The following is a 17170-nucleotide window of genomic DNA, read 5'->3' on the forward strand; positions in this document are numbered from 1 at the left end:
AGGGGCAGATCTTCGTCAAGGGCGAGGTCATCAAGACGGTTCCCGAGTCGAAGATCGTCGAGACGCTCATCGAAGAAGCCCTGAAGATCGCCGAGGGCATGGACGACGCAGGGACACCGTCGGGTGTCCCCACCGTCACCGTGAGCTGAGACAGGACCGGAGAGGGGGCCCGAGCGTGACCATTCTGGAGACCATCCGGGGACCGCACGACCTGAAGGCGCTGAGCGGACCGGAGCTCGACAAACTCGCCGAGGACATCAGGAAGTTCCTGGTCGAGGCGGTGGCCAGGACCGGCGGACATCTGGGGCCCAACCTCGGGGTGGTGGAGCTGTCCATCGCCCTGCACCGGGCCTTCGACTCACCGGTGGACCGCATTCTGTGGGACACCGGGCATCAGAGCTACGTGCACAAACTGCTCACCGGGCGGCAGGACTTCTCCAAGCTGCGCGGCAAGGGCGGCCTGTCCGGCTACCCCTCCCGCGAGGAGTCCGTGCACGACATCATCGAGAACTCGCACGCCTCGACCGTGCTCGGCTGGGCGGACGGCCTGGCCAAGGCGAACGAGGTGCTCGGCCGCCCCGACCACGTCGTCGCCGTCATCGGGGACGGCGCGCTCACCGGCGGCATGGCCTGGGAGGCGCTCAACAACATCGCGGCGGCCCGGGACCGGCCGCTCATCATCGTGGTGAACGACAACGAGCGCTCGTACGCCCCGACGATCGGCGGGCTCGCGGACCACCTGGCCACCCTCCGTACCACCGACGGGTACGAGCGCTTCCTGACGTGGGGCAAGGACGTCCTGCAGCGCACCCCGGTCGTCGGCCAGCCGCTGTACGGGTCGCTGCACGGCGCGAAGAAGGGGTTCAAGGACACCTTCGCCCCGCAGGGCATGTTCGAGGACCTGGGGCTCAAGTACGTCGGGCCGATAGACGGGCACGACATCGCAGCCGTCGAATCCGCGCTGAGCCGCGCGAAACGCTTCCACGGCCCGGTGCTGGTGCACTGCCTCACCGAGAAGGGTCGCGGCTACGCGCCCGCACTGCGGGACGAGGCCGACCGGTTCCACGCCGTCGGCGCGATGGACCCGCTGACCTGCGCACCGCTCGCCCCGATGGTGAGTCCGTCGTGGACCTCGGTGTTCGGGGACGAGATCGCCGCGATCGGCGCCGAGCGGCCGGATGTCGTCGCCATCACCGCGGCGATGCTGCACCCCGTCGGGCTGACGAAGTTCGCCGAGGCGTTCCCCGAGCGGGTCTGGGACGTCGGGATCGCCGAGCAGCACGCGACGGTCTCCGCGGCGGGGCTCGCCACCGGGGGACTGCATCCGGTCGTCGCCGTCTACGCCACCTTCCTCAACCGCGCCTTCGACCAGCTGCTGATGGACGTCGCCCTGCACCGCTGCGGGGTGACGTTCGTCCTCGACCGGGCCGGGGTCACCGGCCCCGACGGCGCCTCGCACAACGGCATGTGGGACATGTCCGTGCTCCAGGTCGTGCCCGGGCTGCGGATCGCCGCCCCGCGTGACGCGGAGCGGCTCCGGGAGGAGCTGCGCGAGGCCGTTGCCGTCGACGACGCACCGACCGTGCTGCGTTTCCCCAAGGAGTCGGTGGGGGAGCCGGTACCGGCGACAGGCCGCGTCGGTTCCATGGACGTACTGCACCGCGCCGACGACCCCCACGTCCTCATCGTGGCGGTCGGTGTGCTCGCCTCCGCATGCCTGCAGGCCGCCGACCTGCTCTCGGGCGGCGGGATCCGCTGCACGGTCGTCGACCCGCGCTGGGTGAAGCCGGTCGACGAACAGCTCGCCCCGCTCGCCGCACGCCACCGGATGGTCGCCGTCGTCGAGGACAACAGCCGGGCGGGAGGCGTCGGTTCGGCGGTCGGGCAGGCGTTGCGCGATGCCGGTGTCGACGTACCGCTGCGGACCTTCGGTATCCCCGAGCAGTTCCTCGCGCACGGCAAGCGTGCGGAGGTGCTGGCCGACATCGGGCTCACACCGGTCGAGATCGCCGGCCGGATCAGTGGCGCGCTCGCCGCCAAGGAAGCGGCCCGGGGGAATGAGGAGAGCGGGGAATGAAGGAAGACGGGCCCAAGGGCTTCGATCTGGCGCAGCTCCTCGCGGAACGTGGGGGCGAGCGGTACGAGCTGCACACGAAATACCTCAACCACCAGCTCCCGCGCATGCTGCACACCATCGGCTTCGACAAGGTGTACGAGCGGGCCGAGGGCGCCCACTTCTGGGACGCGGACGGCAACGACTACCTCGACATGCTCGCCGGCTTCGGCGTGATGGGTCTCGGCCGCCACCACCCGGTCGTCCGCAAGGCACTGCACGACGTCATGGACGCCTCGCTCGCCGACCTCACCCGCTTCGACTGCCAGCCGCTGCCCGGGCTGCTGGCCGAGAAGCTGCTCACCCACAGTCCGCATCTGGACCGGGTCTTCTTCGGCAACAGCGGTACGGAAGCCGTCGAGACCGCGCTGAAGTTCGCCCGGTATGCCACCGGGAAGCCCCGCATTCTCTACTGCGCCCACGCTTTCCACGGCCTGACGGCAGGCTCGCTCTCGGTCAACGGCGAATCGGGCTTCCGGGACGGTTTCGCACCGCTGCTCCCCGACACCGCCGTCGAGCTCGGCGACCTCGACGCACTGCGGCGCGAACTGAGACGGGGCGATGTGGCGGCGCTCGTCGTCGAGCCGATCCAGGGGAAGGGCGTCCACGAGGCGCCGCCCGGCTACCTGCGCGCCGCACAGGAGCTGCTGCACCGGCACAAGGCGCTGCTCATCGCCGACGAGGTGCAGACCGGTCTCGGCAGGACCGGCGAATTCTACGCGTACCAGCACGAGGAAGGCGTCGAACCCGACCTGGTCTGTGTCGCCAAGGCGCTCTCCGGCGGCTATGTGCCGGTCGGGGCGACCCTCGGGAAGGACTGGATCTTCAAACGCGTCTATTCGTCGATGGACCGGGTTCTGGTCCATTCGGCGAGCTTCGGCTCCAATGCCCAGGCGATGGCGGCGGGGCTCGCGGTCCTGGCGGTGATGGAGGACGAGGAGACCGTCGCGAACGCCCGTCGCACCGGTGATCTGCTGCGCGAGCGGCTCGCCGCGCTCACCGGCCGCTACGAACTGCTGCACGAGGTCCGTGGCCGCGGGCTGATGATCGGCATCGAGTTCGGCCGGCCGAGCTCGTTGAAGCTGCGCAGCCGCTGGACCGTGCTGCAGGCGGCCCGCAAGGGTCTCTTCGCGCAGATGGTCGTCGTGCCGCTCCTGCAGAAGCACCGGATCCTCACCCAGGTCTCCGGCGACCGTCTGGAAGTGATCAAGCTGATTCCGCCGCTGGTCATCGGGGAGCCGGAGGTGGACCGGTTCGTGACCGCGTTCACGGCGGTGATGGATGACGCGCACAGCGGCGGCGGGCTGATGTGGGACTTCGGAAGAACGCTGGTCAGACAGACCGTCGCCAACCGCTGAGCCTGGTTTGCCTCAGGGGCAAAATATTTGCCTCTGAGGCATTATCCTGGCCCAATAGGTATATGAACTCTTCCGATGGAGGGGTGGCCGACGAGCTGCCCGGGGTCGCGCCACGCCTGCGCGATCTGCGCCGCCGCCGTGGTCTGACCCTGGAGGCCGCCGCCCAGCACGCCGGGCTCTCCCCGGCCCATCTCTCCCGGCTCGAAACGGGCCGGAGGCAGCCGTCGCTGCCCATGCTCCTCGGACTTGCCAGGATCTACGGTACGACGGTCTCCGAGCTGCTCGGCGAGATTGCCCCCGAACGTGACGCGATCGTCCGCGGTGGCCGGTTCGAGGGGGCCGAGGCCGACGGCTGGATGTACCAGCAGGCCGGCGGGTCCGGCCGGGCGATGCAGGCCCTGCGTGTCCGGGTCCCGTACGGCGCCCAGGGCGATCTCGTGCGGGTCCATCCCGGCGAGGAGTGGCTGTACGTCCTTGCCGGGCGGCTGCGGGTGAGCCTCGGCGACACCGTGCACGATCTCGACCCGGGCGACAGCGCCCACTTCGACTCGCTCACCCCGCACCGGATCGCCGCCGTGGACCGCGACGGATCCGAGCTGCTCTTCGTCCACACCCTGTTGCAGAGCCCCGCCGCCGAGTTGTGCCTCGGCAGCGGTACCCACCATCGCTGAGACCGGCCCGGCCGGTCACCAGAAAGGACTGTCATGTCCGATTCAGAGAACTTCGATCCGCTCACCCCGAAGTCCCGGAAGAACTACGACTCGCAGGAGCGGAAGTTTCCGCGCGGCGTGGTGATCAGGCTGTTCGCCTATCTCATCGCCGGACACATCTTCGCGGCCTTCCTCTACCTGCTCTTCGCGGTGGCCGGAAAGGGCTGACCTCGGCCGGCCTGCGGTCCGGCTACGCCTCGTCGAGAAGCCGTCCGCGCAGCCGCTCCAGGATCTCCGGAGTCAGCTTCAGGCCCTCGGCGAGATAGCGGTCCGTGCTGCCCCAGGTCTCCTCGATGGTACTGAAGGCCTGGGCGAGGTACTCGGCGCGGGCATCGAAGAGCGGGCTGAGCAGTTCCATCACCTCGGGCGACATCCCGGTCGCCGAGGTGTCGGTGCGCCGGACCTTGTACCGGCGGTGCGGATCGTTGGACTTCAGGTAGTCGGCCTCGATGGCCTCGCGCTCGACGCCGACCGCCAGTAGCGAAACCGCGATCGAGAGACCGGCACGGTCCTTGCCGGCCGCGCAGTGCATCAGAGCGGGAACGCTGTCCTCGGCCAGCGCGTGCAGCACCCGGCTGTGCTCGGCGGTACGGTCCCTGATGATCGACTTGTACGAGGCGGTCATCTGCGCCGCTCCCTTGCCGTCGGCAAGGACCGAGCGCAGCTGCGCGATGTCGCCGTCGCGGACCATCCGCCAGAACTCGGTGCCGTCGGCCGGGTCGGAGAGCGGAATGTTCACATTCCGCACGCCCGGCAGGTCCACGTCCGGGCCTTCGAGCCTGTGGTCCGCCGCATTGCGGAAGTCGAAGATCGTGTGCAGCCCGAGGCCGCCGAGGAACGCGGCGTCCTCGTCGGTGGCGTGCGCGAGGTGACCACTGCGGAAAAGCCGTCCGTGCCGCACCCGGCGGCCGTCCACGGTCGGCAGTCCGCCCACATCGCGGAAGTTGCGTACACCTGCCAGCTCGGGTTCCGTCGACGGGACCTGCGGCACCTGCTGCGTCACGGTGTCTCCTGGAGTGTCTGGCGTCGGCGCGGCTCGCCGGCGAGGTCAGCTCCTGCGACGATACGACATTGAATTCTCAGGCAATCATCTCGGCGGTTTCCTGCTGAACACCCCATGGAATTCCCCTCGCACGGGCGTTACGGCTGCGCGCTCGGCTGGTCCGGCTCGTGGCGCATCGCGGTGGAGCAGCTCCCCGACGGGCTCGTGCAGATCACCGGAGGCGCCGGATGCGACGACTCCGGGCTGCTGCGGCTCGCACCGGGGGAGACGTACACCACACCGGTGTTCGCCGGACTGTGGAGCGCCGGAGGGTTAGGCGGGGCGAGCCGGGCCTGGCACGCCTGGCAACTGGCCCATGTCGTCCCGGACGCCGAGAGCCTGCGCTTCCGCTTCGTCAGCGCGATGGCCGGGGAGCTCGGGGTCGGCGGGGATCGCACCGAGTGGAGTGACGAGGAGCCGGCCGAGGCGTGGAGCTGGGTGGATCTCTACAAGGAGATCCGTCCCGCGGTGCAGCACGGCGCGCTGTACCGGCTGCGGGCCCCGCGCGGTGGACTCAGCGCCGTGCAGTACGTGCATGCCAACAAGGCCGCGGTGCTGATGTGGCTGGAGGCACAGCGGTACGGGGAGCGGCCGCCGGCCCTGCGGCTACGCGGGCTCGGCCCCGCGGCGACGTGCACCGACCTGGACGCCGGGGCGGTCCACCACGGTGCCGTGCTGCTGCATCAGGGTCTGCACACCGGGCTGAGGGGGGCCTGGACGCGAAGGTGCTGAGGCTCCGGCGTGGCGGACGCGCGCAATGTGTCCGCATTGCGCCTTTTGGCGGAACATGGCCTATTTCTACGGGAGATGATGCCCTCCTCGTGAGCGGGATCATATTCGTGACGGTGTGTGGTGGTGCCACGGATGGGTATTCCGGACGTCGCGCGGAAAGCCAAGATCCGTAATCCACGGAGGGTGACCAGGATTCCGCGCCGATTTCCCGGCGCGGATTCCCTCGAGTAATCGATGGCTTGTTTCCGTCGTCCTCGCTCGCCTACGGTCACCCTCAATCCGGACGGACCGCCTAATCCTGCCGCCGCCCGGAATTCGCACCCACTCACGTGTGGCAGGAGCGGGGGAACCAGGTAAGCCGCCGCCCGGAGAGATCCGGTCGGCTCGGGGTGAAGTCGCGAACTGCGACCGGGCATCTCCAGCCCGAACCCGACAGCTCACCTCGTAGGCGCCGGAGAGGAAATTCTTCATGCCCACATCGGGTAAGCACCGCCGTACCAAGTCCAGCACGATCGCCCGCGGCGTCGCCGCCGTCGGAGCCGGTGGGGCTGTCATCGCCCTTCCGCTGCTCGGCGCCACCGGTGCCCACGCCGCGGAGCAGGCCGCGCCCACCGCGCAGTCGGCAGCCACGCACGCCGCCGTCGAGGCCGCGCCGGTCGTGAAAAAGCAGGTTGAGACCCGGACGTACTCCGTCGTCGCCGGTGACTACCTGTCGAAGATCGCCGCCGAGCAGCAGGTCGAGGGCGGCTGGCAGAAGCTGTACCAGGACAACCGCGCGGTCGTCGGCGAGGACCCGAGCCTGATCTTCCCGGGCATGAAGCTGACGCTCGGCGGCAAGCCGGCCGGCTCCGCCGCGACGACGGACACCACGCAGTCCGCCCCGGCTCCGTCGACCTCCTCGGCCGACAAGTCCGCGTCGCAGTCCAAGGCTTCGGACTCCGTCAAGACCACCACGGCCTCCGCCTCGGCCGGTCAGAGCAACAGCTCCGGCTACGTTCACCCGGTCCCGGGCAACCACACCACCGCCTACCGTGCCTCCGGCTCCAACTGGTCCAGCGGCAGCCACACGGGTATCGACTTCCCGGTCGCCACCGGCACCAGCGTGAAGGCGATCACTTCCGGCACCGTCGTCACCGCCGGCTGGGGTGGCGCGTACGGCAACCAGGTCGTCATCAAGCACGCCGACGGCCACTACTCGCAGTACGGCCACATGTCCTCGCTCTCCGTCTCGGCGGGCCAGACCGTGACCGCGGGCCAGCAGGTCGGCCTCTCCGGTGCCACCGGCAACGCCACCGGCCCGCACCTGCACTTCGAGATCCGCACCGGCCCGGCGTACGGGTCGGACATCGACCCGATCGCCTACCTGGCCTCGCACGGGATCTACGTCTGATCCACGGCTGATTCGGTCGGCCCGGTGAAGGGGCGGTGCGCAGCGGCGCACCGCCCCTTCGCTTATTCCCCCTTTGCCAAAACCTGACCGGGTGGTCTATCTCACCACCCGTCAACCCCTTATTACGGTCGCGTAGGTCACATTCGGCGGTGCAGGATATGCGCTTGTGGCAGACGATTCGAGAAACAATCAACGTGGCGTCATCAACCGGCATGGCGCCATCGGGTCGTACGCAGCGATTGGCGACAGCTTCACCGAGGGAGTCGGAGACCCCGGCCCGGACGGAACCTTCGTCGGCTGGGCGGACCGGTTCGCGGTACTTCTCGCGGACCAGCTCCCGGACACCGATGCGGCGACGAGCCCCGACGGCTTCGCGCACGGAAACTTCCGGTACGCCAATCTCGCCGTACGCGGACGCCTCCTCGACCAGATCGTCGAGGAGCAGGTACCGCGCGCCAAGGAGCTCGCACCCGATCTGGTGAGCTTCTGCGCGGGCGGCAACGACATCATCCGGCCCGGCACCGACCCCGACGACGTGGCCGAGCGCTTCGAGCGCGCGGTCGCCGAGCTCACCGACTCGGTCGGCACCGTCCTGGTGACGACCGGCTTCGACACCCGCGGCGTTCCCGTCCTGCGCCATCTGCGCGGCAAGATCGCCACATACACCGCCCATGTGCGCTCCATCGCCGATCGCTACAACTGCCCGGTCCTCGACCTGTGGTCGCTGAAGTCCGTGCAGGACCGGCGCGCCTGGGACGACGACCGGCTCCACCTGTCGCCCGAGGGGCACACCCGGGTCGCGCTGCGCGCCGCCCAGGTCCTCGGCCTTGATGTGCCGGCCGACCCCGACCAGGAATGGCCCCCGCAGGCACAGCGCGGCACGCTGGAGGTCCGGCGCGACGACATCCACTGGGCGCGTGAGTACCTGGTTCCGTGGATAGGGCGGCGGCTGCGCGGCGAGTCCTCCGGCGACCACGTCGAGGCGAAGCGGCCGGACCTCCTGCCGCTTTAGAGGAGCTCACAAAATGGGCGCCCGGCGCGCGACGCCTGGCACGCACGCTCGCTGCGTTGCCGATCCGAGGACCTTCCGGCGCCTTGCGATCGCACGCACCAGACGCCGCGCGCTGATCGGAATCCCATTTTGCTTAGGGCCTCTCTTCGGCCTCCTCTGCCGGACGGGCCCGTTCCCTTTTCGCCTCTCGGGGGCTTCAGGCGTGTCCGGCGACAGGGGACACCGGCAGGAACCGGCGCCCCGAGGGCGCCGCTATGCCCGGGCGTCGGGCCGGTATGCGCTCCAGGACGCCACCCGCGAAGACGTCGTACAACGGCAGTGTCTCCAGATGCACATAGCCGATGTGGCAGTCGCAGACGGTGAGCGGACAGGCCCGCGGACCGAGCGCACGCCGGTAGCTGCCGTCGTACAGGTTGCCCAGCTCGGCCGGGACGAAGTGGCAGCGGCGCACCGTGCCGTCGCCGTCCACCGAGATGACGGACTCGCCGGTCCGGCACGGCATGCCTGCCGAGCGGTGCGGGTGACGGCTGTACGGGAAGAGGGGGTCGAGGGCCGTCCAGCGGTCCGCCTCCTCGTCCGTGTAGCGCTGCCCCTCAGCGGCATTGACCCAGAGGTAGACCTCGTCGGGCAGGTCGGTACGGAGTCGCCGCGCCTCGTCGACATGCTCCTCGAGACCGACGACACCGACGCTGTACCGGACACCGACAGCGGACAGTTCCCGGCACCTGGCGAGGAAACGGCCGTACGGTGTCTGCCCCGGGTGGTACGTGCACCACAGCGCGATCTTGCCGCGGCCGGCTTCACCGGCCTCGGCCAGCCACCGTGTACGACCGCTGAGATTGGTCTGGATCGCGACCCGGCCGATGTGCGGCAGCTGCGCCAGTTCCACCAACGCGCGGCGGTACCAGGAACGGACCAGCCCCTCGCCCCACGGCGTGAACAGCACCGAGATCCTGTCCCTGGTCTGCGCCGCCGCCCACGCGGTGAACCGCTCCAGCGCGGCGCGGTCGGCGCGGAGCTGCTCCGGGCTGTCGCGCCGCTTGGCGAACGGACAGTACGGGCAGTCGTAGTCGCACGACGCCAGGGGACCCCGATAGAGAATCGTCAGATCCATGGGAGTGCTCACTTCGGTTCGTACGCGGCCATCGCGGCCCGTACAGCGGGGGAGAACAGTTCGGGACCCAGCGCGTCGGAGTGGGCGAGCCCCTCGGGCGAGAGCCGCAGCAGCCCGGACGCCACGGCGGACCCGTCCAGCCAGCCGCGAGCCTCGAACCGGTCCAGCTCACCTGGGAAGTCGTCACCGGGAGCGGCACCGAACCGCTCACGGTATTCCGCCAGTTGCAGCCCCTCGGCCTGGAGGAGCGACTGCAGAAGGTGGCGCCTGTGCGCCTCGTCGCCGTCGACATACCGCCCCACTTCCGCGCGGGAGAAGTCCTCGGTGGCGGTGTAGTCGTCGATGATCGCCCGCACTTCCCGCATCTCCACCGCGTAGTCGAAGGAGTAGTGCAGCCGACTGGTGTACGAGCGTGCGCCACAGCCAAGACCGATCATGCCGTCCGTCTGGCACGCGTAGTCGGCGGGGCCCTGCTGCGGGGCGTCGGCGTGGCGGAACATCCGCATCGACACCTGCTCGTAGCCGTGGGCGAGGAGATGGTCCCGGCCCGCCCGGTACAGCCGCAGCCGCTCCCCGTCCCAGGCCGCCTCCGCCGCTGCTTCGGCGTCGGCGCCGAGCCGGCCCAGTCCGGTCAGCGGGCGCACGTACAGCGGATAGAGATACAGCTCCTCCGGCTGCCAGGCGAGGGCCGCGTCCAGAGAGGAACGCCAGCTGACCTCGGTCTGCCCGTCGATGCCGTAGATCAGGTCGATGTTGAGGACCGGGATGCGCGCGTCCCGGATCCGGCCGAGCGCCGCCTCCACATCGGCGCGGCGCTGGGGACGGACCGCCGCGCGTGCCTCGGCGTCGACGAAGCTCTGTACGCCGATGCTGATCCGGGTTGTCCCGCGGTCGGCGAGGACGGCCAGCCGGTCGGTCGTTGCGGTCGACGGCGAGGTCTCGACCGACAGCGGCACGGACCGCAGGTCGGCGCCCATCCGCTTCTCCGCGATGTCGCAGAGCCGCTCCAGCTCGGCGGCCGTCAGGAAGGTGGGGGTGCCGCCGCCGAACGCCGCCGCGGCGAACCGCACCGGCTCGTCGTCACCCAGTGCGTCGCGGACGGCGGTGGCCTGCCGGTCCAGTGCGTCGAGATAGCGGGTCGTCAGCTCGTCGGGGGCGCCGATCCGGGTGAAGAGGTTGCAGAAACCGCAGCGGACCTCGCAGAACGGTATGTGGAGATAGAGCGAGAGCGCGTCCTTGCGCTCTCCCGCCCACAGCTCGCGCAGCGCGGGCCGGCCGACGGGGTGGCCGGTGAGCGGGCGGTACGCCGTCTTGTGCGGATAGGCGTAGACGTAGCTCTGGTACGGGCGGACGGTGTGCGGACTGGTCATCGTGCGGTGGCCCCCGGTTCCAGGAAGAAGTGCGCGTACGGAACGGTCCAGACGGACTCGTGGCCGAGCCGGTGACCGGTGTAGCCGTCGTCCCCGTACGCCGTGCCGTGGTCGGAGCAGACGATGGCGAAGCAGCGCCGGCGGCTGCTCGCGGCGGCAAGGAGCCGGCCGATGTGTGCGTCGACGTACTCCAGGGCGGCGGCGTGCGTGGCACGGGAGTCACCCGACTCACGGGTGGCGCCGGGCTGGTGGAACCAGTTGGGCTGGTGCAGCGCCGACACGTTGACGAAGAGGAAGAGCCGCTGTTCGGCGGGAAGCCCCCCGACGACCTGCTCGGCCCGCGCCACCTGGGCCTCGAAGGAGATGGGTGACGCGACGCCGAACTCGGGTTCCCAGTGGCTCTCCTGGAACATGGCCGGCAGCACGGAACCGAGCGGGCCCTGCCGGTTGAAGAAGCCGACGCCTCCGATGCACACCGTGCGGTAACCGGCCCCGGCGAGAGCGGACACCAGATCGGGGGTGTCGAAGACGAAGGTCCGGGAAGCGGTGGTCTCGCTGCCAGCGAAGCGTGCCGCGAACAGCCGGGGGTGCGGGCCGGGGGCGGCGGGCGTCGGCAGGAATCCCGCGAAGATCGCCTGGTGCGAGGCATACGTGAAGCTGCCCGGGGCATGCCGCTTCTCCCAGATGCCGCCGGGCAGATGACGGGCCAGATGCGGGATGCGTCCGGCGGCGGCCAGCTCCGCCGCCACGTCGTAGCGCAGGGTGTCGAGGGTGATGAGCAGCAGATCGTGACTGCCCACGATCTCGCTCATGTCAGGATTCCCGGTGTGTTCCGAGGGGGCGGCGTCCGCGTCGCGGATGTCGGCGACGGCCTGTCCGGTGTCAGGGGGTGGCGCTTGCACGGTGGTTCCTTGCTCTGTTCAGTACGGCGACGACCTGCGTCACATAGGTGTCCAGGCCCTCGAAGCCGCTGCCGGGCAGCCCGGTCAGGCGGGGCAGCAGGTCGCCGAAGGCGTTGACCTCGCCGACGGCGAACCGCCGCCAGCCGGTCGCGGGCAGCAGATCGACGGCCACACACAGCGTGTCCGGGAAGCAGCCAGCGGCGCGCTCGCACACGGCCAGGGCCTCGGCCCAACTGCCGCCCGCCGCCTCGACGGCCGTGCGGACCTCGTCAAGGCTTCCGCGCTCGCCGCCGAGGTGAAGATTGGTCATGGGGGAGTGGCTGGTCCGTACGACGGCATGGGTGGCGCGGCCCGCCACCACCAGGACCCGCAGGTCGGCCGAGCGCCCTCGCTGCGATGCCTTGGGCAGCCAGCGCTCGATGTGCAGCCCGTCCGGTGCGAGCGCGTCGACGATCGCCGCCACCTCGCGTTCCGTCGTGCAGCGGCGCACCCGCAGCGAGTTGAAGAGCCGTCCGGATGTGTCGCGCTCCACCGACGTGGTCGCCCGCACCCGGCCGGGACCTGCCGTCTCCACGGCCAGCACCCCCGAGGCGGACGAGCCGTGCGCGAGCTTCACGAAGGCCCGTGGCATGCGCTGCTGAGCCATCCGCTCCCGTACATCCGCCCAGTCGCGCACCACGGGCGCCGCGGCGCCGGAAGTCGGCGAAGCCGGTACAGGGACCCCGGCGCCGTCCAGCACGGCATGGCACAGCCGCTTGTCGAACAGCACTGCGACATCGCCCGGGGCGTCGAGCAGTACCGCTCCGGCCGCGTCGGCCGCCTGCGCGACCGTCCGCACCGCTCCGGTGAACCGGGTGTACCAGAGGGCGGTGCCCTCGACCCTCGTCGGATCGTCCACCGACCGCAGCAACCGCTCGACCTCGGTGTCCTCACCGGGCGAGTCCATCCGTACGGTCTCGCCCGGCCGGAAAACGGCCTTGCCGCCCAGGACGTCCAGCCAGGGCACCACGCGCGCGGCCGGCAGCCCGGCGGCGCGTACGGCCTCCCGGAAGAGTGCGACCCGGCGGTTGCCGGGAACGCCCACGACGGCGAAGCGCACCGCCGGGCCGCCCGCCTTACTCGGTGACTGCGACATAGCGCTCGTCGTCCTCATCCGGATCCCAGTACTCCACCTCGTCCGGTTCGCCGTTCACCCGGTCGGCACCGAGCAGTCCTTCGAGGCGGTCCACCAAGGGGGCACTGATGTAGTGGTGGTGCAGATCCAGCGAGGTCAGGTGGGTGAGCGGCTGACCCGCGAGCAGCGCCTTGGCTCCGAGGTCCCCGAGCGTGCCCATCGCCAGGGAGAGCGACTCCAGCTGGGCGACAACCGGGGCGGACGCCACCGCGGCCGCGATCTCGTCCTGGATCTCCCAGCCGCCAGGCGACCGCGTCCGCCGCCGGAAGCGGACCGGTGCGCGGCAGGCCGGGACCGGGCACCGTAAGGACCGGCAGGCCGTGGAACGTCTCGGGATGGTCGATGTCAGTCATGGGGCGTCACTCCGAAACCGTGGTGTAACGGCCCTCGGCCCCGCGACCGTCCCATGGTTCCTCGCGTTCGGACACATCGACGCGCACACCGTGCGGTTCCAGCGCTGCCTTGATCCGGTGCTCCATCGGCGCGGTGAGGAAGTGATGGTGCAGATCGAGCCGTTCGAGATGGGTCAGCGGCTGGCCTTCGAGCAGCGCGGCCGCGCCCTCGTCGCCCAGCGTCCCGTGCGACAGATCGAGGGTGCGCAGCTGGGCGACGACCGGGGCGCCCGCGACGGCCGTCGCGATCTCGTTCTGCACCTCGCTGTTGCGTAGACCGAGGTGGTGCAGGCGGGGGAAGCGCGAGCCGGAGAGCAGCGGGGCGAGGTCCGCGACATCGGCGTCGCCGCCGTACGCGGAGACACCGAGCCAGAGATCGAGCCGCTCCAGCGCGGGCAGCTCGCTGTCCAGAATGCCGCGGATCACTCCGGCCGGCAGCCCGCCCGTCTCGATGGTCAGCGAACGCAGCCGCTCGTGCTTCGAAGGGGCGAACTCCAGGTCCGTGCCGCCGCGCACGCCCAGTTCCAGCAGGCCGGGGAACGCCCTCAGAAGCGCGGTGACGTCGGACTGCTCGATCCAGGAGATCTCGTTCTCCTCGGCCGTCATGTCGCCGACGAAGACGGCTTCCAGCGAGGTCAGCCGGTCGGCGGCGGCGATCACGAGATCGATCGGGTAGGACGACGTCTCCTCGTACGACTCGCCCCACTGGCCGATGATCAGGGCCCGCACGCCCGCAGGGTCGACAGCAGCGAGAAATGCCTGGAACGTTTGCTCCCAGGTCATCTCGGACTCGTCGTCGTACGGGTCGACAGCGATACGCCAGGCCGCGGCACCCGCGGCCTGCGCCGGCGCTTCGTTCGTCGCGTGCCGGAAGTCGACGGCCGGTAGGCCGAGCAACTCGTGCAGATGATCCACACCGGACATGACCCTGAGCTCCTGAGACTGGGGGACGGCTGATGTCCGCAAGGTTTATCAAGCCCCACTGACAATGCGACGGCCGGGATCGGTTGTGACCGATTGTCAGACCCTGCCCTTAGCGTTTTCTCCAGGGTCGGCACAGCGGGTGCCACCTTGGAGGGGAGACGTCTGTGTACCGGCAGGGCGATGTACTGATCGTGTCGTTGGACGAGTCCGAGGTGCCAGCGCACCTGGCGGACGCGCCGGGGGAGCCGCGGGATGCCCGCGGGCGGATGGTGCTCGCGCTGGGTGAGGTCACCGGTCATGCGCATGCAGTCCAAGGGCCCGGCCGGCTGATGCGCGAGGCGGGCGCCTTCGGCCCGATGCTGCTCCATCTCCCCGACGGCGGGCGGGTGGTGCACGAGGAGCATGCGGCGATACCGCTGTCGAAGGGCTGGTACCGCGTCGTGCGCCAGCGGGAGTACACACCGGGTGCGGTCCGCATCGTCGCGGACTGAGCCGGCCGGTCCGGGCAGGCAGCGCGCGACGGAGCGGACAGGCACCGGGCGGGACGGCGAACACGCCGGGCAGGCAGCGAACAGCAGAGATCCAAGAGAGTGAACAGGGGACGGGGACAACCGATGCAGTACGTGGACTCATGGCGGGCCGTGTCAGCGGCGACCGGTGCGGCGGACCGGGGAGCGGCCGAGGACGGGGTCCGCCTCGCCTACCGCAGTGCGGGACTGGCCGAGCCGGAGCAGATTGTCTGGGCCGACTCGCCGAAGGCGGCCGTCGAGGCGGTCGGGAAGCTCGTCGACGCGGGCCGCTCGGTGCGCGACGAGGTGCGGACCCGCCCATGGGCGGAGGAACGGCGCCGGATGTACGACGAGTTGGGCCCGGCAGGCTGGTCCTCTCTCTGGTCGGCCACGGGCGCCCAGCTCTGGGAGACCACGGCCGCGCTCGCCGAGCGGATACGGACCGGTGTCGTCTCGGCCCTCGCCGAGAGCCCCGAGGATGAGTCGGATGTACGCCTGGTGCTGCTCGACGCGGTCCTCGGCCAGCACGACGCGGCGTGGCTCGCCGCGTTCGACGGCCGCGGGGACCGGCTCGGCGGCCTGGCGGAGGTGGCCAGGCACGCGGGCTGGTGGTGGCCGTACGAGCGCACCGTGGTGATCAGCGAACGCCCGGAGACGCTCCGCCGCGACGAGGCGGGCCGGCTCGATCGCGGGGACGGCCCTGCCCTCTCGTACCGCGACGGGTTCGCGCTGTACGCCTGGCGCGGCATGCCCGTTCCCGCCGAGTTCCTCGCGGAACTGACGGCCCTGACCCCCGAGCGGATACGCGAGGAGGAGAACGCGGAGTTGCGCCGCGTCATGCTGGAGTTCTACGGCTACGACCGCTACCTCACCGAGTCGGGCGCCGAGCCGGTGCACCGGGACGAGACGGGCATCCTGTGGCGGATCGCACTGGACGGCGACGAGGACGTGGTGATGGTCGAGGTGGTCAACTCCACCCCGGAGCCCGACGGGACTCATCGCACGTACTGGCTGCGGGTACCGCCCTCGACCCGGACCGCGAAGGACGGCGTCGCCTGGACCTTCGGCCTGGACGGCGAGGCGTACGCGCCTTTGCGCCAAACCTGATCGGCCGACAGGGCGGAAGGAAGCGAAGGAGGCGGAGTGGCCGGCCGGGTCAGGCCGTCAGCGCCGCGTGGTCGATGCCCAGTTCGCGGGCGAGCGCCTCGTCGGTCCACGCCAGCATCGTGGCCCGGGAGAGCGGACCGGCGTACGATGTCATCTGGACGGCCAGGCCGTCCAGCAGGGCGGTCAGTCGCCAGGCCACGGACATCGGGTCGTCGCAGTGGAACTCACCCGCGGCGGCGCCCTCTTCGATGACCTCGGCCAGCTCCGCCTTCCACTGCTGGTCGAGATCGCCGGCCACATTGCGCAGTGCCGGGTCCCGGAGCGAGGCCGCCCAGCCCTCGATCCACAGCCGCCAGCCCTTGGCCTGCCCGGTCGGTGCGTACCAGCGGACGGCGGCGCGCAACCGCCGTACCGCACTCGTGCGGCGGCTCAGGAGCTTGCGCAGATGGGCGAGGTCCGCCTCGGCCGCATGCGCGAAGGCAGCTGCGACCAACTTCTCCTTCGTCGAGAAGTGGTAGAGCACCAGGGCGTTGCTCACGCCGAGCACGGAGGCCACATCGGCGATCCGTACCGCCGCGACCCCTCGCACCTCGATCTGTTCGACGGCAGCGCGGAGCAGCTCCTCGCGTCGTTCCGCCACGCTCAACCGCACTCTTGCCACGACGTCACCCTAACCAATGCGCCGGTCCCGGACAGGTCGGGGGCGGGACCGCATCCGGCCCCGCCCCCTGCTCACCACCTGTCACCTCAAGGCTTCGGCGCCGGTCAGCACCAGATATCGGCGCAGCCGGAGTTGTACGCGTCGATCAGGGTCTCCGTCAGCGAGGCACCCGAGGTGTCCGTGACGGCGGTGCGCAGGTCGACCTTTGCGGTGCCCACCGCCGGCACCGTCACCTACCACCTGCCGTCGGCCGTACGCGCCGCCGCGGCCTGCTTCCAGTCGGTGCCGTCCGTCGCGTACCAGACCTTCAACGAAGCGATGGCAAGCGCCCGCCGACTGCCCTGCGCGGTCAGTCCGACCGTGTAATCGAGCGGCTTCCCCGCGTCGGCCGCGTTCTCACCGGTCAGCGACAGCCGGTAGTCGAGGTCGAGCAGCCGGGCCGCGGCAGCCGACTTCTCGTGACCGGAGCGGAACCGCCACTCGCTGGTGATCCGGGTGCCGAGCATCCACGTCACCGGATCCGGTGACGTACGGGTTCGTCCAGGTCACGTCGTGGCTCTGCGGTGCGGCGGAGGCCTTAGGGTACGTGGCGTGGGCGGCCAGCGCGGTGGGTTCGGCTATTCGCCGTAAACCCTTTCGATCAGCGGGAGTTGGGAGAAG

16 protein-coding genes, 3 pseudogenes and 1 riboswitch are annotated in these 17170 nt (G+C 70.3%); of the genes and pseudogenes, 10 read left to right on the top strand and 9 right to left on the bottom strand.

Annotated features, from left to right (window positions below; genetic code table 11):
* The 5 genes and pseudogenes from ACGFSA_RS20250 to ACGFSA_RS20270 form a co-directional block, all read left to right on the top strand.
* Nucleotides 1-149: pseudogene (locus ACGFSA_RS20250) on the top strand (4-hydroxy-3-methylbut-2-en-1-yl diphosphate synthase); the annotation flags it as partial.
* 26 nt (nucleotides 150-175) lie between these two features.
* Nucleotides 176-2077, top strand: a complete 1902-nt coding sequence (gene dxs, locus ACGFSA_RS20255; protein ID WP_393306014.1) for a 1-deoxy-D-xylulose-5-phosphate synthase — start codon at nucleotides 176-178, stop codon at nucleotides 2075-2077.
* Nucleotides 2074-3471, top strand: a complete 1398-nt coding sequence (locus ACGFSA_RS20260) for an aspartate aminotransferase family protein (RefSeq protein ID WP_393306016.1) — start codon at nucleotides 2074-2076, stop codon at nucleotides 3469-3471. Before dxs ends, ACGFSA_RS20260 begins: the two co-directional genes overlap by 4 nt.
* Before the next feature lie 62 nt (nucleotides 3472-3533).
* Complete coding sequence (locus ACGFSA_RS20265) at nucleotides 3534-4142, top strand: helix-turn-helix domain-containing protein (RefSeq protein ID WP_393306018.1); 609 nt, start codon at nucleotides 3534-3536, stop codon at nucleotides 4140-4142.
* 33 nt (nucleotides 4143-4175) lie between these two features.
* A complete protein-coding gene (locus ACGFSA_RS20270) occupies nucleotides 4176-4349 on the top strand; it encodes a DUF6126 family protein (RefSeq protein ID WP_393306020.1) in 174 nt (57 codons plus the stop codon).
* Nucleotides 4350-4371: 22 nt separating this feature from the next.
* On the opposite strand, the gene ACGFSA_RS20275 is transcribed toward ACGFSA_RS20270, so the two are convergent.
* The gene (locus tag ACGFSA_RS20275; RefSeq protein WP_393306022.1) at nucleotides 4372-5184 is read right to left on the bottom strand and encodes a tyrosine-protein phosphatase; all 813 of its coding nucleotides are present in this window, start codon (nucleotides 5182-5184) and stop codon (nucleotides 4372-4374) included.
* Between the two features lie 138 nt (nucleotides 5185-5322).
* Here ACGFSA_RS20275 and ACGFSA_RS20280 point away from each other — a divergent pair.
* The 3 genes and pseudogenes from ACGFSA_RS20280 to ACGFSA_RS20290 all read left to right on the top strand — a co-directional run.
* Nucleotides 5323-5966: pseudogene (locus ACGFSA_RS20280) on the top strand (GH36 C-terminal domain-containing protein); the annotation flags it as partial.
* Between the two features lie 297 nt (nucleotides 5967-6263).
* Nucleotides 6264-6421, top strand: a riboswitch (cyclic di-AMP (ydaO/yuaA leader).
* 3 nt (nucleotides 6422-6424) lie between these two features.
* On the top strand, nucleotides 6425-7345 hold the full coding sequence (locus ACGFSA_RS20285) for a peptidoglycan DD-metalloendopeptidase family protein (protein WP_393306024.1): 921 nt from the start codon (nucleotides 6425-6427) through the stop codon (nucleotides 7343-7345).
* 166 nt (nucleotides 7346-7511) lie between these two features.
* Nucleotides 7512-8357: an SGNH/GDSL hydrolase family protein gene (locus ACGFSA_RS20290; RefSeq protein ID WP_393306026.1), complete on the top strand. Its 846-nt coding sequence runs from the start codon at nucleotides 7512-7514 to the stop codon at nucleotides 8355-8357.
* Between the two features lie 196 nt (nucleotides 8358-8553).
* Here the strand turns inward: ACGFSA_RS20290 and ACGFSA_RS20295 are convergent, their stop codons facing one another.
* The 6 genes and pseudogenes from ACGFSA_RS20295 to ACGFSA_RS20320 all read right to left on the bottom strand — a co-directional run bounded on the left by ACGFSA_RS20295 (nucleotide 8554) and on the right by ACGFSA_RS20320 (nucleotide 14233).
* Nucleotides 8554-9471 carry an STM4011 family radical SAM protein gene (locus ACGFSA_RS20295; protein WP_393306028.1) on the bottom strand — a complete coding sequence of 306 codons (918 nt, stop codon included), beginning with the start codon at nucleotides 9469-9471 and terminating at the stop codon, nucleotides 8554-8556.
* Nucleotides 9472-9479: 8 nt separating this feature from the next.
* Nucleotides 9480-10841 carry an STM4012 family radical SAM protein gene (locus tag ACGFSA_RS20300; RefSeq protein ID WP_393306030.1) on the bottom strand — a complete coding sequence of 454 codons (1362 nt, stop codon included), beginning with the start codon at nucleotides 10839-10841 and terminating at the stop codon, nucleotides 9480-9482.
* Nucleotides 10838-11653, bottom strand: a complete 816-nt coding sequence (locus tag ACGFSA_RS20305; protein WP_393306191.1) for an STM4013/SEN3800 family hydrolase — start codon at nucleotides 11651-11653, stop codon at nucleotides 10838-10840. The genes ACGFSA_RS20300 and ACGFSA_RS20305 overlap by 4 nt, the downstream gene beginning before the upstream one ends.
* A gap of 70 nt (nucleotides 11654-11723) precedes the next feature.
* Nucleotides 11724-12878: an STM4014 family protein gene (locus ACGFSA_RS20310; protein ID WP_393306032.1), complete on the bottom strand. Its 1155-nt coding sequence runs from the start codon at nucleotides 12876-12878 to the stop codon at nucleotides 11724-11726.
* Nucleotides 12859-13152, bottom strand: a pseudogene (locus ACGFSA_RS20315) (leucine-rich repeat domain-containing protein); the annotation flags it as partial. The pseudogene ACGFSA_RS20315 and the gene ACGFSA_RS20310, both read right to left, overlap by 20 nt.
* A 124-nt stretch (nucleotides 13153-13276) precedes the next feature.
* Nucleotides 13277-14233: an STM4015 family protein gene (locus ACGFSA_RS20320; protein ID WP_393306034.1), complete on the bottom strand. Its 957-nt coding sequence runs from the start codon at nucleotides 14231-14233 to the stop codon at nucleotides 13277-13279.
* 164 nt (nucleotides 14234-14397) lie between these two features.
* Here ACGFSA_RS20320 and ACGFSA_RS20325 point away from each other — a divergent pair, with 164 nt between their 5' ends.
* Together ACGFSA_RS20325 and ACGFSA_RS20330 are read left to right on the top strand one after the other, a co-directional pair.
* Entirely contained in the window at nucleotides 14398-14724 is a 327-nt protein-coding gene (locus ACGFSA_RS20325) for a hypothetical protein (protein ID WP_393306036.1), read from the top strand.
* A gap of 123 nt (nucleotides 14725-14847) precedes the next feature.
* Nucleotides 14848-15849 carry a DUF6745 domain-containing protein gene (locus tag ACGFSA_RS20330; protein WP_393306038.1) on the top strand — a complete coding sequence of 334 codons (1002 nt, stop codon included), beginning with the start codon at nucleotides 14848-14850 and terminating at the stop codon, nucleotides 15847-15849.
* Nucleotides 15850-15898: 49 nt separating this feature from the next.
* Here the strand turns inward: ACGFSA_RS20330 and ACGFSA_RS20335 are convergent, their stop codons facing one another.
* The gene (locus ACGFSA_RS20335) at nucleotides 15899-16489 is read right to left on the bottom strand and encodes a TetR/AcrR family transcriptional regulator (RefSeq protein WP_366690483.1); all 591 of its coding nucleotides are present in this window, start codon (nucleotides 16487-16489) and stop codon (nucleotides 15899-15901) included.
* Nucleotides 16490-16743: 254 nt separating this feature from the next.
* On the bottom strand, nucleotides 16744-17016 hold the full coding sequence (locus tag ACGFSA_RS20340) for a hypothetical protein (RefSeq protein ID WP_393306041.1): 273 nt from the start codon (nucleotides 17014-17016) through the stop codon (nucleotides 16744-16746).
* Nucleotides 17017-17170: the final 154 nt, after the last annotated feature.

Origin of the sequence: Streptomyces sp. NPDC048496, from assembly GCF_043200055.1 — a bacterium.
Classification (GTDB): Bacteria; Actinomycetota; Actinomycetes; order Streptomycetales; family Streptomycetaceae; genus Streptomyces.

Excerpts from the sequence above, each read along its gene's own strand:
- ACGFSA_RS20320 (WP_393306034.1), bottom strand. The coding sequence starts at position 14,233 with ATGTCCGGTGTGGATCATCTGCACGAGTTGCTCGGCCTACCGGCCGTC.
- ACGFSA_RS20340 (WP_393306041.1), bottom strand. The coding sequence starts at position 17,016 with ATGCTCGGCACCCGGATCACCAGCGAGTGGCGGTTCCGCTCCGGTCAC.
- ACGFSA_RS20300 (WP_393306030.1), bottom strand. The coding sequence starts at position 10,841 with ATGACCAGTCCGCACACCGTCCGCCCGTACCAGAGCTACGTCTACGCC.
- ACGFSA_RS20265 (WP_393306018.1), top strand. The coding sequence starts at position 3,534 with ATGAACTCTTCCGATGGAGGGGTGGCCGACGAGCTGCCCGGGGTCGCG.
- ACGFSA_RS20270 (WP_393306020.1), top strand. The coding sequence starts at position 4,176 with ATGTCCGATTCAGAGAACTTCGATCCGCTCACCCCGAAGTCCCGGAAG.
- ACGFSA_RS20295 (WP_393306028.1), bottom strand. The coding sequence starts at position 9,471 with ATGGATCTGACGATTCTCTATCGGGGTCCCCTGGCGTCGTGCGACTAC.
- ACGFSA_RS20310 (WP_393306032.1), bottom strand. The coding sequence starts at position 12,878 with ATGTCGCAGTCACCGAGTAAGGCGGGCGGCCCGGCGGTGCGCTTCGCC.
- ACGFSA_RS20285 (WP_393306024.1), top strand. The coding sequence starts at position 6,425 with ATGCCCACATCGGGTAAGCACCGCCGTACCAAGTCCAGCACGATCGCC.
- ACGFSA_RS20305 (WP_393306191.1), bottom strand. The coding sequence starts at position 11,653 with ATGAGCGAGATCGTGGGCAGTCACGATCTGCTGCTCATCACCCTCGAC.
- ACGFSA_RS20330 (WP_393306038.1), top strand. The coding sequence starts at position 14,848 with ATGCAGTACGTGGACTCATGGCGGGCCGTGTCAGCGGCGACCGGTGCG.
- ACGFSA_RS20260 (WP_393306016.1), top strand. The coding sequence starts at position 2,074 with ATGAAGGAAGACGGGCCCAAGGGCTTCGATCTGGCGCAGCTCCTCGCG.